The sequence below is a fragment of the Methanosarcina soligelidi genome (genome assembly GCF_000744315.1).
Lineage (GTDB): Archaea > Halobacteriota > Methanosarcinia > Methanosarcinales > Methanosarcinaceae > Methanosarcina > Methanosarcina mazei.
On sequence record NZ_JQLR01000001.1, the window covers coordinates 314,155 to 331,462 of the forward strand.

At 43.6% G+C, this 17,308-nt stretch carries 14 protein-coding genes; 7 read left to right on the forward strand and 7 right to left on the reverse strand.

Annotated elements, in window-relative coordinates:
• Nucleotides 1–262: 262 nt before the first annotated feature.
• The 4 genes from M886_RS01465 to M886_RS01480 all read right to left on the reverse strand — a co-directional run bounded on the left by M886_RS01465 (nucleotide 263) and on the right by M886_RS01480 (nucleotide 4,613).
• Nucleotides 263–628 carry a hypothetical protein gene (locus M886_RS01465; RefSeq protein WP_048036565.1) on the reverse strand — a complete coding sequence of 122 codons (366 nt, stop codon included), beginning with the start codon at nucleotides 626–628 and terminating at the stop codon, nucleotides 263–265.
• Nucleotides 629–934: 306 nt separating this feature from the next.
• Nucleotides 935–2,323 (reverse strand): deoxyribodipyrimidine photo-lyase, encoded by a 1,389-nt coding sequence (locus tag M886_RS01470; protein ID WP_048050520.1) that lies wholly within the window; start codon nucleotides 2,321–2,323, stop codon nucleotides 935–937.
• A gap of 266 nt (nucleotides 2,324–2,589) precedes the next feature.
• Nucleotides 2,590–3,330 (reverse strand): MBL fold metallo-hydrolase, encoded by a 741-nt coding sequence (locus M886_RS01475; RefSeq protein ID WP_048050521.1) that lies wholly within the window; start codon nucleotides 3,328–3,330, stop codon nucleotides 2,590–2,592.
• Entirely contained in the window at nucleotides 3,327–4,613 is a 1,287-nt protein-coding gene (locus M886_RS01480) for an ATP-binding protein (RefSeq protein ID WP_011032804.1), read from the reverse strand. The genes M886_RS01475 and M886_RS01480 overlap by 4 nt, the downstream gene beginning before the upstream one ends.
• 475 nt (nucleotides 4,614–5,088) lie before the next feature.
• Here M886_RS01480 and purC point away from each other — a divergent pair, with 475 nt between their 5' ends.
• On the forward strand, nucleotides 5,089–5,802 hold the full coding sequence (gene purC / locus M886_RS01485) for a phosphoribosylaminoimidazolesuccinocarboxamide synthase (RefSeq protein WP_048039687.1): 714 nt from the start codon (nucleotides 5,089–5,091) through the stop codon (nucleotides 5,800–5,802).
• A gap of 246 nt (nucleotides 5,803–6,048) precedes the next feature.
• Here purC and M886_RS01490 read toward each other — a convergent pair whose 3' ends face one another.
• The 3 genes from M886_RS01490 to yciH form a co-directional block, all read right to left on the reverse strand.
• Nucleotides 6,049–7,275: an Nre family DNA repair protein gene (locus tag M886_RS01490; RefSeq protein WP_048039685.1), complete on the reverse strand. Its 1,227-nt coding sequence runs from the start codon at nucleotides 7,273–7,275 to the stop codon at nucleotides 6,049–6,051.
• Complete coding sequence (locus M886_RS01495) at nucleotides 7,272–7,637, reverse strand: transcriptional regulator (RefSeq protein WP_011032807.1); 366 nt, start codon at nucleotides 7,635–7,637, stop codon at nucleotides 7,272–7,274. The genes M886_RS01490 and M886_RS01495 overlap by 4 nt, the downstream gene beginning before the upstream one ends.
• A 198-nt stretch (nucleotides 7,638–7,835) precedes the next feature.
• Entirely contained in the window at nucleotides 7,836–8,144 is a 309-nt protein-coding gene (gene yciH, locus M886_RS01500) for a stress response translation initiation inhibitor YciH (protein WP_011032808.1), read from the reverse strand.
• A 550-nt stretch (nucleotides 8,145–8,694) separates the two neighbouring features.
• Between yciH and M886_RS01505 the strand changes: the two genes are divergently transcribed.
• The 6 genes from M886_RS01505 to M886_RS01530 all read left to right on the forward strand — a co-directional run bounded on the left by M886_RS01505 (nucleotide 8,695) and on the right by M886_RS01530 (nucleotide 17,131).
• A complete protein-coding gene (locus M886_RS01505) occupies nucleotides 8,695–8,934 on the forward strand; it encodes a winged helix-turn-helix domain-containing protein (protein ID WP_011032809.1) in 240 nt (79 codons plus the stop codon).
• Between the two features lie 396 nt (nucleotides 8,935–9,330).
• The gene (gene purL / locus M886_RS01510; RefSeq protein WP_048050522.1) at nucleotides 9,331–11,481 is read left to right on the forward strand and encodes a phosphoribosylformylglycinamidine synthase subunit PurL; all 2,151 of its coding nucleotides are present in this window, start codon (nucleotides 9,331–9,333) and stop codon (nucleotides 11,479–11,481) included.
• A 490-nt stretch (nucleotides 11,482–11,971) separates the two neighbouring features.
• Nucleotides 11,972–13,108 carry a glycoside hydrolase family 57 protein gene (locus tag M886_RS01515; RefSeq protein ID WP_011032811.1) on the forward strand — a complete coding sequence of 379 codons (1,137 nt, stop codon included), beginning with the start codon at nucleotides 11,972–11,974 and terminating at the stop codon, nucleotides 13,106–13,108.
• Nucleotides 13,105–14,301 carry a glycoside hydrolase family 57 protein gene (locus M886_RS01520; protein ID WP_048046301.1) on the forward strand — a complete coding sequence of 399 codons (1,197 nt, stop codon included), beginning with the start codon at nucleotides 13,105–13,107 and terminating at the stop codon, nucleotides 14,299–14,301. Before M886_RS01515 ends, M886_RS01520 begins: the two co-directional genes overlap by 4 nt.
• A 50-nt stretch (nucleotides 14,302–14,351) precedes the next feature.
• Nucleotides 14,352–15,158 carry a V4R domain-containing protein gene (locus M886_RS01525; RefSeq protein ID WP_048046300.1) on the forward strand — a complete coding sequence of 269 codons (807 nt, stop codon included), beginning with the start codon at nucleotides 14,352–14,354 and terminating at the stop codon, nucleotides 15,156–15,158.
• A complete protein-coding gene (locus tag M886_RS01530; protein WP_011032814.1) occupies nucleotides 15,155–17,131 on the forward strand; it encodes a glycoside hydrolase family 15 protein in 1,977 nt (658 codons plus the stop codon). The genes M886_RS01525 and M886_RS01530 overlap by 4 nt, the downstream gene beginning before the upstream one ends.
• Nucleotides 17,132–17,308: the final 177 nt, after the last annotated feature.

A 17,308-nucleotide genomic window follows, 5' to 3' on the forward strand; every position in this document is an offset into this window, starting at 1 on the left:
TCCAATATTAAAATTGGATGTACTTGTATTTATATGTGACTAACATAAAAATTAAAGCCATTTAAGGAAATAGAAAAACGAGAAATTTATTGTTATTCCGGCACAGGAACCCTTTATTTTCCAGGCATTCATTAAAAGAAGATTTTAAGGGAATCCAGAAAAAGAACCAGAGTTATTTATTAGCTCTCTTCAGACATGGCGGGAGGTTAGAACCTCTCCCGCCTGCATTAAACAATTTTCCAGAAACGCCTGCGGAAGTGTGTTAGAGAACACCAAACACACCGGATATTAAATATATGGAGACTACATAAAAAATTAAGTTCACAAATACTTTACCAGCTTTATAGTCGGAATTAGCCAGGTATTCATTTTCATACAGCTCAACATATAATCTATATGCTATTGATTTTCGATTCCAATTATCAATAAAAACACAGCATGCTCCTACTAACATAATAAGAAAGCTGGCTTTTGTTGCCAGGTTAATAACCGATGGATAACTCATTATCAGTAAGAAGGGAAATATAATGCCGTTAAGACCTATGAAATACCTGTAATAATCATTCATGCCGTCAAGATTTATGAGGGATTTATAATAATCGTCCAAAGAAAAAGAATGCTGATTCATGCCTGTACACCGTAGAAAATCCTTTAGTAATTTTAGTAAATATTAAAACATTAAGATAAATATTAATTTAATGCTTTTATGCGAATTTTATCCAGATGCTGCCTGGAAGGTTTTAAGGTCAGACTATTGAGAGAAATATATCCGCCTTGAGCCCTGTTTATGATTGCAGGCTAAGCACTTCAATGTTCAGAAAAAACGCAGGTTGAAACTTTTGTAAGCCTGGAGACATATAGATAAAAGTTGAAATCTGATGGTATACTGCGAATAAAAAAGTTATGAAGGCTCTCTGGATAAACTCAGGGAATTCTACAGAGCTGAATATTTTTCAATATATAATTTAACGTCAAATTTTCTTTTGCAGCCTTCATAACTCATATATCTTATTTTTCCTGTTACTCCTCTCTCCCCCCATGCCCTGTCATGGACTCCTCCGATACTCCAGGCAATTCCGGCATATCCATTGGGGTCTCTTCCGTCAAGTTCATACCTGTCGTTCAGGCAGATTGCAATTTCAAGGGCTTTTTCGGGAGATTCGCTCCATTCCAGAATTTTTTTTGCCCAGTACATGCGCATGTAACCGTGCATTTTCCCTGTACTGAGAAGTTCCATCTGACTCGCGTTCCAGAGTGGGTCATGTGTTTTTCCTGCTTCGAACTCTTCAAGGGTGTAGATATGACTCCTCACATCATTCCTGTGGGCGTTTAAAGATTCCTTCGCCCAGGATGGAAAGCTTTCAAACCCATCGTATCCTGGGTTATAATAACAGAAATTGTCCGAAATCTCCTTCCATATAAGGATCTCATCCAGAAAAGCTTTCTTTGACCCGGGGTTACTTTCTGCCTTTTCCACTTCAAGCACAACCCTCTGGGAAGAGATCTGCCCGAAATGAAGATAGGGAGAGAGGTTTGAAAGCATATTTTTTGTCGGGTCATTTCTCAGCCCCTCGTAAGAATCAAGCCTGTCTGCAATAAAACTCTCCATTACCTTTTTTGCAGCTTTTTCTCCGGGCTCGAAGTGCCAAGGTTCAAAAAGAGGATCCTTATTTTTAAGTAAGGCTCTCTCAGGAAGAAGGGCTTTAACTCCGGTTTCCAGTACGTCCGATAAAGTCTCCACCATGCCGGCATCGTCTGAAAGTTCGGAAGTTACGGAATTTGGCTCAAGTTCAGGGAACTCTTCAAGGAACTCAGGAAGAAGAGCATAGAGTTTCGGGCGGAAAGTATGCGCTGCATACTCATGTTTTTGAGAAGCCTCCCAGCAGGGAACAACATTATGAGCGTCAACCTCAAAAAACGGGATTGAAATACCGGAAATAACTTTTTCTATCCACTGGTTTTTTATGCGGAGCGGGCTGAAGTCCGTAACAAGAGTCCCGGCATTATAGTCTTTTACAAACCGGGAAATTTTTTCTCCGGGATCCCCTCTCAGGAAGAAAAACGGAATCTTTTTACGGGAAAGTGAAACCTCAAGTTCCTGAAGCCCTTTGAGCATGAATTCATACTGCCTGATACCAGCCTCTAAAAACTCACCCGTCAGGCAAAAAACCACCATTACAGGCACATTAGCTTCTTTTGCTATTGCCCGTGAAAAGAGAAGAGCCCAGTTATCTTCAACCCTCTGGTCGCGGCTCATCCAGTAAACAACAGGTCCGTCCCCCTGTTTCCCCGATTTAAGAGCCCTGATACGTTTCGGATTCATAATCAATTCTGGGGCTTAGGAGATATAGAACTAACACCTGAACTGTAAATATAGAACTAACACCTGAACTGTAAAAATGAAAAATTAGACTAAAAATTAGACTAAAAATTAGACTAAAAATTAAACTGAAAATTAAACTGAAACTGAAACCGAGACTTAAACTGAATAACGCTCTTTCAATACCGGGCAAAAAATGCCTGGAACAGTAAAACTGGCTGAGAAATCCAAAGCTCCTGTATGAAGCGCAGGCTAATATTTAAAAAAGGTTAAAACTCAAAGACCTGCCCGTCATACCCCAGCGGTAAAAACATTGCTTCAATATGGTGCGGGCGAAAGAGGTGGCTGAGATGAGTCAGGACCACTTCTTTTGCATTTAGCTTCTGTGCAAGTGCCATAGCCTCTTCCGAGTTCATGTGTTTTTTGATATGAATGTGCGGGGGAACGATGGCATCTGCAATAAGGAGGTCAGGGTCTTTCATTAACTCCAGGCTATTTTCAGGAATATCGGGGCTCGTATCTCCTGTAACAACAACCTTTGTATCCCCATCCCGAATAACAACTCCGGCAGGGACTTCTACAGGAGGATGGTGAACCTTGAAAAGTGTAAACTCAAGCCCGATTAATTCAAAAGGTTCATAGAGTTTTACGTAGTGATACCTGGGTTTCAGGAAAGAAACATACTGGTCTATGTAATCCAGAGTTTCGCAAACACCATATACATCGACTTTATTTTGAACCCGGTAAAACTCTCCGAAACCTGCATAGTGGTCATAGTGCCCGTGTGTCCAGATTACGGCATCTATACCCGAAAGCTTTTGCCTGAGAAACTGCTGCCTGAGGTCGGGGCTTGTATCAATAAGAATTTTGCCCTGCCCGGACTCCACAAGGATAGAAAAACGAAGGCGCTGGCTCTTTCCACCTTCACGAGCATCAGTGCATGCGGGGCAGTTACACCCGATTTTGGGCGTACCTACCGCGTCCCCGGTTCCGAGCAGAGTCAGTCTCATGAGGATTTCTTCCCTGCGTACTCATCGGACTTTAAGTCTGCCCGTTCGTCAAAGGAATTAACCGCGTCAAGCAGGTCCTTCTGGGTAAGGACCTTGCGTTCCTCGAGAAGAGCACTCAGGACAGCTTCCCTTATAACCATGCGCAAATCAGAACCCGAATAACCTTCAGTCAGTGCCGCAATCTCTGCGGTATCCAGGTCTCCTTCTATATGCCTGGTTACTATGTCCAGGATATTTTTGCGCATATCAAGGTCAGGAAGTGGGAAATGGACAATTTCATCAAAACGCCTCCATGCCGCGCTGTCAAGCATTCTGGGGTGGTTTGTTGCAGCAATAAGGAGCACGCCGTGTTCTACAAGGCTAATTTCATCTATGGCTTTGAGGAGGGTATTGACTGCCCTTTTGATTGCGGCATTTTCGTCAGAAGTCCTGGCTTTTGCAACAAAGTCCAGTTCATCTATGAAGAGGATACAGGGATTTAATTTCTTAGCAAGCAGGAAAACACGGTCTATGTTCTTTGCAGTCTCGCCCAGGTACTGGTCTGTGATCATTGAGAGCTTGACCTCAACAAAAGGAATGGAGAGCTGTTCCGAGAGTGCACGGGCAACTGAGGTTTTGCCTGTGCCAGGGGGACCTACAAAGAGGAGTTTTCCTATATCATGCAGCCCTATCTCCCACAGGTATTCCCTGTGCTGGATAGCTTTCATGATTTTTTCGATTTCATCCTTTTGCTCCTCAGTGAGCACAAGGTCCCTGACTTTCTGTTTGACGTCTTCAGGAGCGATAATGACAACAAGCTTGAGCATCTCCTCGCTCTTGTCTTCTTTCCTGATTTCAGCTATCAGGGACTCTATCCATTCCCGGTCAACTTCTTTTGGCCTTATTTTTGCCTTTGCTGCGGCATAATCTGCAGCTTCAACCTTTCGGATTTCCCCAAAATAGTAAGCAAGGACAGGGTTATTTTCAATTTTTTCCTGAGAACCTTCCTGTTTCTCAAACCATTCGGCTGCAAGGTCAAAAGCGCTCAAACGGAGTTCAAAATGAGACCTGTCAATATTTATAAAAGGTATATTCCTTACGGTTTTTTCGATATCTTTGACCCCATATAGTTTTTCGATCCTGACAAATGAAGCTATTATGGGTTTGGGAACTGTTTTTTCCACGCTGCTCCAGTAACTTTTACGGATGTTTTTGGGAAGATCATTAACATCCAGTTCCGGATAGCGGTTATAGATCTCTGCGGTGAGCAGTAGTTCTACGATGTCTAGTATCATGCCTGACATGTTTTTTACCCATTGAATACTTAGATTAGACTACCATCAGGTAGTATACATCCAGAGCAGAAAGTTCTTAAATCTTTTTTTAAGTTGCTAAACCTAGTAATGCGCTCTCTTTAAAGATATAATTTACGAAGCAGGAGACAGACCTCTTCAGAAGGATAGAAAGCCGGTACGAATGATAAGTTTATCTAGCAGAAGGGCTTTTCATTTACTCCATCCCTTCATGAAACCGGGAACGTGTTTGAGAAAAAAATCCATAATCTGCAAACTTCCAGGTTTACGGGTGAATCTTTGAAAAGTCTGGAAATACAACTATTTCCATAAGCATACAGATTCGGAGAATGCTTATCCGTTTCTGGAATGTCCCGAATATTAATAAAATAACTATTATATTAAAATTGCTATTATTCCGGAAATAATCTCCGGAAATCTCTCTATCTAAGGAAAATCCAGAATTATCCCTAGAGAGGACCATTACATGAAAAGAGAACAGCTCTATTCAGGGAAAGCAAAAACCATCTACAGGACAGATGATCCCGATACCCTTATCGCTGAGTTCCGAAACAGCCTTACCGCATTTAATGGGGAAAAGAAAGGCGAGATGGAACTGAAGGGTTACTACAACGCCCAGATATCAAAGAAGATTTTTGAGATGCTGGAAGCCAGCGGAGTCAAGACCCATTTTGTAAGTATGCTTTCCGATATTGATATGCTTGTAAGGAAAGTTGAAATCATCAAAATTGAGGTTATTGTAAGGAACATTGCCGCAGGCTCGATAACCAGGAAGTACCCGATAAAAGAGGGAACGATTTTAAAGCCGCCTGTTCTCGTTTTTGATTTCAAAAGCGATGAATACGGAGACCCAATGTTGAATGATGATATTGCTCTTGCGCTTGGCATTGCAACCCGCGAAGAACTTGCAGAACTTCGAAAACTGGCACTCAGGGTCAACGAGCTGCTTGTTCCCTACCTTGATGAAAAAGGAATTCTACTTCCCGATTTCAAGCTTGAGTTCGGTAGAAGGGAGGGGGAAATTGTCCTTGCAGATGAGATTTCCTGCGACACCTGCCGTTTCTGGGACAAGAAAACCGGGCAGTCTATGGACAAAGACGTTTTCAGGTTTGACAAGGGCGACATCTCCAAAGCCTATGAAGAAGTTGCCCGGCGCATAGTGCCCGAGATATTCGAATAATCCAGAACAGGTCAAAAAGCAGGATCTTAAGCCTGAATAACCTGAAAAGGCTTTAAAGACCTGTTCATTAATTTTTAAACATCAAGGCAGTTCATCTTAACGAACCTGTCTTCTGGCTTCCTTATTTTCACACCAATCCTTTTCACTTTAAATTCTTTAGAGATTAGAAAAGAAATTAAATTTTTCTCAATTTTTAAATTCTTTATAAATTAAAAAAGGAATTAAACTCTTTTCACTTTGAATTCATTAGAGATTAAAAAAGGAATCAAGAGTTTTCTGGAATCGGAACTCAGATAGCATCTTTGCCTGCTGAATCCATTCGATTTTTGGAGTCCTGACCCTGCCTGAAAGGTCAGAAACTGCGGCTTCCAGGGATTCAAAAGTTTCAGGGGGATTCTGAAGGGCTTTTCTCATCCCCTCCCTGACCACCCAGACTCCGAGAGGAGCCCAGTAATCGGGAGTGATTTCCCTCAAAACAAAGACCGAAGCCTGCCTTTTGATTCCTATCAGATATTCGAGTACAGGGAGCCTTGCTGCATAATAACCCCCTGCAAGGGGAGAATAGCCTTTCTTTCCGTTAATATCTTCACTGTCCTCCCCTATCCAGCTTGATTCCCCTGACCAGACCGTTTTTGGGAGCCAGATTTCAATAAGTTCAAAGGAATAAGCCCTCGGAAGGATAAGGACTTCAAAATGGTTTCCGAAATGGGTCCCGCTAAAGAGTTTGATGTCAGAAACCCAGGGGAAGTCAACTATCCGGTCTGAAAGTTCCTTCCCAGCCATATCATCGACAGCTGTTATAGACCAGCGAGTAGGCACTACTTTGCGTTCTTTTCCCAGGAGGCCAATGGAAAAAAGACGCGTAATATGCTCGGTGGAAACATCACTTTTCAAAAGTTCGGTAATGGCTTCTTTTGCCAGGGCATCGGTATCGTAAACAAGGTAATCCACTTTTTTCGGGACATCGGGGTTCTCGGCAAGCTCAAAGTTTTTCACAAGCCCTGAAGGTCCCATGGGAGTAAGGACTGCATCGAACTTGAGTTCCTGTTTCGGAGCCTTAAAAAACCAGGCTTCGGTGTCCACCGGCTTTCTGGAGAGAGCCAGTTCCTGAGCCTTGACCAGAAGAGGGTTTTCTTTGCTCCGCGCATCTTTCACATGCAGGCTTGTGTTTGCTCTGACCATACGGGAACGCATGGAGATGATATCTTCGATCTGCATGTTTCCCCAGGCTGAAGGGTCTTCGAAAATAAGAGCCTCATTTTCTTTTGCCATGGGAGGGATCAGGGGACCCGCAGAAACCCTTGGATAGCCATAGCTTCCTACAAAAAGAGCCGGGGGAGATGCCCCAAAAACAGAATCTCCTGAAATTGCAGGAGAAATTGATTGCAGGGATTTGAACTTTTCAAGAATAGGGCAACGTGGACGCCCGCAGAGTCCTTTTCCCTTACATTTGATGCACAGTGTATCCTTCACTTTTCGTTCATATCCTTACAGAGTATGCAGGCTTTGGCTTCGGGAGCATTTCTGTACAACCAGCCGGATTTCTGGACGAAACAGCATATACTGCACATACCCTTGACTTTCTCCTGAGAAGATAGACCTCCGCTCAAGAGTACTGAAGCGAATTTTCGGATTTCGTTCTGGGTCTCTTCAGAGAAATCAACTTCAGCTCCTCGTTTTTCACTCACATACTGAGAAACAGCTGCTCTTGAAAGCTCAAGGATATCCGCTACATCCTGCTGCGTACACCCATGTTCGAAAATCATTGCCCTTGAGAGTTCGGATCTGATAGCAGGCAAGACTTTTTGTACCATTATTTCGCATGTTGTTTTCATTGGAGACCAACACTTGCAAATATAAAATATATGGAAACGCACTTTTTGTATGGTTTTCCGGGATGGACTCAGGTTCCGACGAGTACGCCTGAAAGAAGGTGCATGCTATCGAAAAACTGGCAAAAAGATACGTAAAACTCCGAATCTATAAGCTAATATCTCAGGCTCGAGAGTTCCGGTGGGGGACGGATTCAGAGTTTAATTTTTGATTTGTTCAGCAGAGAAACCCTTTTCCATGAGGACTTCTTTCATGCGGGTCAGGTGATTGCCCTGAAGTTCGACCGTATTTCCTTTTACTGTACCGCCGCATGCAAACTTTGATTTCAGGTAAGTGGACAGTTCATGAAGGTCAATTTCACTAGCATCAAAACCTTCTACGACAGTGACTTCCTTACCATATCTTCTTCTGTTAACTTTAACAGTTATTCTCTGTTGCTCTTTTGCAACCTCTTCGCATATGCAAAGTTCTTTTGGAAGCCCGCATACCGGGCACATTCCGCTGCTCATTTGTTAGTATGTCCTCCAAATTTGTAATCATTGTATATGTAATTTACATCCGAAAATATCTAAATAGATATAAAGTACTTATCAATGATGATATTAAAGCCTAATGGTATTTTTCAGGCACTTTATACTGAATTTCTGCTATACACAAAAACCCTCAATAATATAAAAAGCCAACCAGGGCTCTATATTTTTTTATTCTTTGTATTATAAGTAAATAATCCACAGAGATCGAAAACGATTCACATATCTGAGTTAATATAATTTAACATGATTACATAGGGGATGGAAGCGATCTACAGGAAACTGAAAAATTCAGGTATAAGTAGCTTCAAGAATAAAAAATACGGAAAGACCCTGTTCTTACCCTGAACAATAAGTCCCCGATAATTTGTGCTTTTGCCAGAAAAAGCATTTTTCAGCCAGCAAAAAGCTAAATATATCTTGAACCCCATCTTTTTATATAATCTGTATAGCCACATATTTATGTACATCACATATATAAATATGTCTATATAATAACACTAAAAACCAGACATACGGGAGGTACCCTGTGAACGAGTTAATAGGTTTTGTAAATGGAAACAGCGTGAGGCAAAAAGTGCTCTCTCTGCTCGCCTCAAAAGGGGAAATGGAAGGGAAACGTATTTCAAAAACTCTTCGGGTGGTATATCCCACCATAGCAAAGACCCTCGAGGAACTCGAGGAAAAAAACCTTATCTCAAAAAAAGAAGAGATTTACTTCCTGACTGAGACCGGAACAAAGATAGAAAAAATGGTCCAGCAAATCTAATTTTCATCAATCCCTATTTTAAAAATTTCCAATTCAAATTTACTTTTTTTACCTGCGGGTCCCTTGCATACTTTTCGGTTTTTGCCTGTAATTAATCTGCAGCCTTTTTAAACCGGAATACATATCCCGTAAAAGATAGGATTTTTCCTCTGTAGGGGAAGAAGAGCTTTCCCCTTTCCGAATTAAATACTCAGGTAAAGTGTTTACAGTCACCTATTCCTGGGAAAATATTCCTGCCCGGCCTGAAGAAATATTTATCTAATCCCTATCCCTTTATGTCCGCATAGTCTGTTTAATCTGTTGTAACACTAATCAAACCCTGAAGTATCAGGGAACTTATAAGAAAATCTGAAGCTTCGGCATATCCAGAGAGGCTTAAGAATCAGAGGCAAGGCAATGTTACCTGAAGAAGACCTTAAGATCATTAAAAAAGAACTCGGGCGAGAGCCCACCCTTGTAGAACAGGGCTGTTTTTTAAATCTGTGGAGTGAGCACTGCTCCTATCGATCAAGTGCCCCTCTCCTGAAAACCTTTACAACCACGGGCGAAAACGTGATTATCGGTCCCGGAGACGATGCTGCAATCATCAAATTCGAAGACGGATATGTGCTTGCTATAGGAATGGAAAGCCACAACCACCCTTCATATGTGGACCCGTATAACGGGGCAGCTACCGGTGTGGGAGGCATTGTAAGAGACATAATTTCCATGGGAGCCCGCCCAATAGCCCTTATGGACCCGCTCTACTTCGGGCCTCTGGACACCCCTAAAAACCTTTTCCTTTTCGAGCAGATAATAAAAGGAATCGCAGGATACGGAAACTGCATAGGAGTGCCCGTGGTTAATGGTGAGACCTTTTTTGACAGGAGATACAGCGGAAACCCGCTGGTAAACGTTGTTGCAGTCGGGCTCTGCAAAGAAGAAAAAGTTATGACTTCCCGCTCCCAGAAAGCAGGAAACAAGCTCATTCTTGCAGGTTCAAGCACGGGAAAAGACGGGCTGGGTGGAGCTTCCTTTGCTTCCAGAGACCTCTCGGAATCAGCCGAAGCCGAAGATCGCCCAAGCGTCCAGGTAGGAGACCCCTATACAGAAAAGCTTGTTATGGAAATGACCCTGGAAGCCATAGATAAAGAGTACATAAAGTCCTGCAAAGACCTCGGAGCTGCAGGGCTTGGGGGAGCGAGTTCGGAACAGGCTGCTAAAGGAGGACTGGGAGCCTATATTATTGCAGACGCAGTCCCGCAGCGCGAACCCGAAATGAACGCTTATGAGATCCTGCTTGCCGAATCTCAGGAACGTATGGTCTTTGAGGTAGCCCCTGAAGATGTGGATGCAGTCCTTGCCCTTGTGCAGAAATATGATCTGAACGGGGCTGTGATTGGGCACCTCACAGAAAAGCCCAATTACACTGTTGAGTTCAGAGGCGAAATCGTGGCTGACATCCCTATAGGTTTCCTTACGGGAGGAGCCCCGACCTGTGAAAAGCCTTCAGAGACCCCCATACACAGGGAAGAAGGCAAAAAACCGGAAACCCCTGAGGACCTGAAAGCAGCTTTCATGAAAGTCCTGTCTTCACACAACATTGCCTCAAAGGAATGGATCTACAGGCAGTATGACCATGAAGTCCAGCTAAGGACAGTTGTCAAACCAGGAGAAGATTCCGGAGTCCTCAGAATTACAGATAAAAAAGGAATTGCACTTTCCTGCGGCTGCCAGCCCAGAGCAACTCTTCTTGACCCCTATACAGGAGGAAGAACTGCAATCATTGAAAACGCCATGAACCTTGCAGTAAAAGGTGCTGAAGGGCTTGCCATTGTGAACTGCCTCAACTTTGGAAACCCTGAAAACCCTGAAACCTACTGGCAGTTCAAAAACGCCGTACTCGGGCTCGGAGACGCAGCAAGGGAGCTTTCAATCCCGGTTGTAGGAGGAAATGTTTCCCTTTATAATGAAAGCGATGAGTTCAGGACTGCAATCCCCCCAACCCCTTCAATAGGAATGATCGGAAAAGTTGACCTCGAAACGCCTCTCCCATCGGGCTTCTTTGCAAAAACCGGAGACAGCATTATACTTGTAGGAGAAATAGTTCCTGAAATGGGAGGTTCGGAGTACTATTCCTGCATGGGAGCTGGCAATGCCGGAAAAGTACCTGAGGTACCGAAAAACGCCCCTGAAATAATAAAAGCCGTAATTGAAGCTGTTAAGAGCGGAAAACTGAATTCCGCACACGACCTTTCCCTCGGAGGAATCGGTGCAGGGCTTGCGAGGATGTGCAAAAACATAGGCGGAAAAGTAGACATTAGCGAGATTGCCGGCGAGATGAAGGCAGACGAGTTCCTGTTCTCAGAAGCCCCCGCAAGGGCGCTGCTTGCAACAGCTGAACCGGAAGCCGTCCAGGAACTCCTTAAAGGTGTGCCCCATGCCGTAATAGGCACGGTTGGTGGAGATGCCCTTGAGATAAAAGGTAAAGATTTCGAGCTCTCCATCTCTTTAGAAGAAATCAAAAATGCACATGAAAGCCTTACTAAATTTATGATGATGGGATGATTAACCTCATCCCATTTCTTTTTTCTTTTCAGTTAAGTGTTCTTATCAGCCTGAAGGGCATCTTTTAATTCAATATATTTTTTATTTTGTCATATCTTTTGTTCTGTTTTCGGTCACATCTTTTGTTCTGTTTTCGGTCACATCTTTTGTTCTGTTAATTCTGTTACATCTTTTGTTTCTTCATATCTACTGATTGGAAACCGGTTTTTGAGACTGAGAAATGTACTCTCTCAGTACGCAGCATTTTCAGCAGATTTTCCTTTTATCTTCCATGGTTGCAGTTTATGGGTTATTGTTTTTCTCACAGAACTCACCGGTACCGGTCCAGAGCGGCGCAGGAAAGAAAACAGAAGACGTCTTTTCCGGACTCCGGGACAGGTATAGCGAGTAATAAAAACCGGACTTTTTAAGAGAATCAATAATTCAGCTACAGGCTAGAGAATAAAAAAACAATAGTTTTTAGTAGGTTTCCGCACAAGAGTATTTTGTTATGAAAGCCGTTTGCATGTGTGTGGGAGTGCATCTTCCTTACAGCCCGAAATGGTACTGGCCTGTAGAGGGTTTTACCGGAGTGCCTGAGATGGACAGGTATTTTGACCGGAACCAGATATTTTCAAGGCTTCTAAAAGCAGGTAGAGAGTTTTTACGCCTTAATGATCTTTTTATAGAATCAATTGAAAGAGGGGGAAGTTATGCTTTTGATCTTTCAGGTCCTTTCCTTGAACAGTGCAGATGGGACCCTGAGATGCTTGAATCTTTCAGGGAACTTGCAGAAAGCAGGAGAGTAGAGTTTACAGGGAGCTGCAACTACCATTCCCTGAGTGCCCTTTATCCCGACCTTTCCTGGTTCAGGGAAGAAGTAACAATATACAGGGAAATGATGAAGGAGCTTTTGGGAGTAAGCCCTGAGACTTTCGTAAACACCGAACTCCTGTACACTCAGAGAGCAGGCGACATACTTGGCGAGATGGGCTTCAAATGTCTTATTGCCGAAGGGTCAAGAAATATTCTGGACGGATACGACCCTGTCCGCGTCTTTGAAAGCCAGCTTCCCATTCTTCTAAGACACATAAACCTGAGCGAAGACCTGGAACTGCGCTTTTCGGAGAAAAGCTGGGAAGGATATCCTCTTATCCCTGACAAATTCGCAGACTGGATTGCAGGAATTGAAGGAGATGTCCTGACCCTTTATTTGAACAATACGAGCCTCTGCCTTCACCACAGGAACAAGAGCATGATAGCTGATTTTATAAGGGCTTTTCCGGAAGCCCTTAAAAGCCGGGGCATTGAGATGATCACACCTTCTGAAGCCGTAAGCAGGTTCAGCCCTTTAAGGCTTCCGACTCTGGGGACAGAACAGACAATCCGTTATGGAATGCACAATGCCGTCGGAAACCATGCTCAGCAGCTTTACCTGAGGGAGCTTGTAAGGGTAGGGGAAGAACTTTCAGAAATTAAAGGAAAAAAGAACTACGGTAGGCTCAAACAGATATTTGGCTACCTCCAGCAAAGCGAAATCCTTTTTTCAATGGGACCCGGAAACTCACGGGAAGGCCATGAAAGGGCTGTGAACTATTATTCCATTCTTTCGGACCTGAGAAGAGCTGTTCTGGAGGAAAGCGCATGACCTCACTATGCATGTACTTTCAGGTCCATCAACCGTTCAGGCTGCGCAGGTTCTGGCCCGATGACAGACCTGGCTTTTTCCGCTACTTTGACGAAAGGAGCAACAGGGAGATTTTTGAAAGAGTAGCCCGGAAATGTTATATCCCTGCAAACAGAACTCTTCTGGAGTCCATTGATGAGCATAAAGGGGAATTCAAGTTTTCCCTATCAATTACCGGAACCCTGCTTGAACAGTGTGAACTCTGGGGGGGAGAAGTGCTGGAAAGTTTCAGGCAGCTTGCGGAAACGGGGGCTGTGGAGATTCTGGAAGAAACGTTTTACCATTCCCTCTCAAGCCTTTTTGAAGACAAAACAGAATTTATCGAAGAAGTAAAAGAACACAGGGAAATGGTTTCCGATCTCCTCGGAGTTAAACCTCAAATATTTAGAAACACAGAACTTCTCTACAATAACAGCATAGCAAAAATCGTTTCCGATCTGGGTTATAAGGCAATTCTTACGGAAGGAGCGGACCATATGCTTGAGGGAAGGTCTCCTAACGTGCTTTATAAAGCAAAAGATTCAGGGTTACCCATTCTTTTCAGAAACTACAAACTGAGCGACGATATAGGATACCGTTTCTCTGCACGGTGGTGGGAAGGATACCCTCTGACCGCGGAAAAATGGGCTTCATGGGCTTCAGGAGTTAAGGAAGATTGCATCAATATCTTTATGGACTACGAGACCTTTGGAGAACACCAGTGGAGAGAGACAGGAATTTTTGATTTTGTGGAAAAGCTGCCTGCAGAAGTCCTTAAAAACGGCCTTGAATTCAGTACTCCTGTAGAGCTTACTGAAAAATACTTACCTGTAGCCGAAATCGATGTTGGAGACTTTTCAACGATTTCCTGGGCGGATATGGAACGCGACACCAGCGCATGGCTAGGGAACGACATGCAGCGGCGCTGCTTTGAAGAAATAAGGCTGCTCGAACCTTTTGTGAAAAAGACAGAAGACCCCGAAATCCTGCGTATATGGAAGCACCTGCTGACTTCGGACCACTATTACTACATGTGCACCAAATGGCTCGGAGACGGGGACGTACATTCTTATTTTAGCGTCCATTCCACACCTTTCGAGGCAGCAGTCAATTTCATGGCTGTACTCATTGACTTTAAGGCTCAGGTATTCAAAAAACTCAGCAAAATGCCTTAAGGAAATATACATTTACAAAATATTCATACACATCAATGGGAGTTTGTCATATGGTCAGGGACTTATGCATGTTTGCAGGATTCAATGAAGATTCGCGAATAGTATGGTTCAAGATTACTTATTCTAAAGGGCCCGGTTCTTTATCCGCAATAACCGATTTTCTTGAAAAAGAAAATGCATACATCAAGTTCGGGCATATTGACAATATTACGCAGCACATTGGAGAGTACTCAGTATTTACGGAGCTTAAGAAAGATGTGGATATTGGGGAGCTTGCCCGGAAAATCGAAGGTCTGGAAGCTGTAAGTATGGTGGAACACGGGATTTCGGAATTCGGGATGATTTACTCCGTTGACTTCCCTCTGAACGTTATAGGGGTCAGGGGAGTTATGGCAAGGGCGCTCACTATAGTAGACATTATTAAGATACTTAATCAGAGTGTTCCACACGCTGAAGGGCTTCTTACACTCTCAGGACTGCGCGGAGGAGGCCATGCAGCAAAATATTTTAAGAGTATTATGCCAATTAATGATAGTAACTTTGCAAGCATGCTTGCAGAACTTTACAGAGCTGTTGGCTGGGGGATCCTGGAAATTGACTGCAACCCAGAGACGTGTGAAGGAAAAATCATTGTAAAGGATTCATTTATAGCTGACGTTTACGGAGGCTCGGACCAGCCAGTCTGTGCATTCATGAGCGGTTATTTTGCTGGCTACCTGACCGAGTATTTCGGAAAGAACATCAGTGTGAGGGAAGTCAGCTGTAAAGCCACCGGGAAGAATGTCTGCGAACATATAATTTCACTGGCTCCTACCAGCCCGGATCAGCAAAACCAGCTCAGAGGGGAGATTAAGTGATCAGACAACCGAATGTCATTCTGGGGAATGACGAGCTTCTTGTGACAATGGGAAGAAAAGGAGAAATCCTTGGCTTATTTTATCCCCGCAGAGACCATGCCCAGCACGTAGAAGAATCCCTTGCCTGCATTCACACAGGAGAAAGACTTCTCTGGACAAACGATAACGAATGGCACTCGATTCAGAACTACATAGAAGATACCAATATAGTATCAACAAAACTTTACCATGATTCCGGGATAAGAATCTCTATTCTTGACCTTGTACACCCTGAAGTCCCGGTCCTTATCCGCAGGTTCAAAGTACAGTCCCAGCAAAAAATTTCCGGAAAATTCTTCTATTACTCGAACCTGAATGTGGGGGAAACTTCCAAAAAAAATTCGGCTTTCTGTGATTCAGAAGCCAGACTTCTTGCCCAGTACTGGCAGGATTATTACATCGGGATCTATGCCCTTCCTGAGTTTACGGAGTGGCAGGTCGGAAAGGCGATGGACACCATCTGGTGGACAAATTCCAAGTATGATATGGAAGACGGGAAACTCCAGAGAAATAAAGAAGATATAGGAAACATCAACAATGCTGCGGGCTGGGACCTCGAGCTGGAAGCTGATGGGGCAAACGAATTTGTCATCTTTATAGGAGCCGCATCTTCCCGAAGCCTCCTGTACAAAAGGATGCGAGAGCTGTCCAAACTGCCTCTGGAACACATCTTTGAAAAGACACGGGAATACTGGGTGATGTGGCTATCGAAAAAGCATGTACTCAAAATGCCCGGAATAGAAGGACACAATAACCTGCGCCAGGAGCTTTTCAATGCTTACAACAGGTCTCTTCTCATGCTTTACCTCCTGAACGACCGTGTAAACGGGTCTTTTGTAGCCGCTCCGGAATTTGATTCAAATTTTGAAAAATGCGGAGGATATGGTTTTTGCTGGAACAGAGACACCTCGGAACTGGTTCTTGCCCTCAAACATTCCGGATATCCTGATTATTGTGACAGGTTTTTTAAATGGTGCATCAGGACGCAGCTGCCTGATGGTTCCTGGTTCCAGAGATACTGGCTCAATGGGGACATAGCCCCTTCCTGGGGAAATTTTGACTACTCGACCCAGATAGATGAGACCGGAGCCACACTTCATGCCATGGACGTTTATTACAGGATTCTTGAAGGGCTTAAAAAGGTAGAGTTTCTGGAAGAAGTATGGGTCTCAGTCCTCAGGGCTGCTGAATACCTTATGAAAAGGACAAAATCCGGCCTGCACGAAAGCTGCATGGACCTGTGGGAGACATATTACGGGATTTTCACCTACACAAATGCTTCAATCTATGCAGGGCTTATGGGTGCCTCTCACCTTGCAGAAGAAAACGGCGAGTCCGGAATGGCAAGGCGCTGGAAAAAAAGGGCTGATTTCATAAAACAGGCTACAATTGATCGTTTCTGGCTTCAGGAAGGTTATTTTGCAAAAGGGATAATTCACGAAAAGCTTGACAAGACCCTTGATGCAAGTGTTCTGGGAGCTTATATTCCTTTTAGAATGATCTCTCCTGAAGATCCTGTAGAAAGGGACATGATTCTTTTTCTTATAGAAAATATCCAGAAGAAGCTTTCAATTCCCATCAATAATGGCTATGGAATCAAGCGTTACGAAAATGACACTTATATTGACGGAAATCCCTGGATAGTAACAACACTCTGGCTCTCGGAAGCTATGTTCGCTTTTGCCCTTGACCTGCCGGAAGGAGCAGGGGACCAGTATGCTGAGGAGGCAAAAAAGCTGACCGAGGAAGGAATAAAATGCCTCAGATGGGCTCTTGCCGGAGCTACAAGTACGGGCCTTCTCCCTGAACAGGTGGATAAGTCTACAGGCAAGTCGGCGTGGGCAATCCCTCTCGGCTGGAGCGGGGCTCTTATGCTTAACAATATTATTCTCTTTGATAAAATTTGTAGAAGAAACGCAGGAAATCAGGAGTAAAGCTCAGGAGAAAAAACGAACAACTGGAAAAAAAATCAAATTATAGAGCCTGCAATCGCTTCCACAATTATTAAATTCCTTCACGCACAGCTTTTGGCTCGCTCTATATTCTTTCATTTCTAACTTAATTTAGACGGCATCGACTATGGAATATAGTTCTGCCAGCTGTGCGAAAGA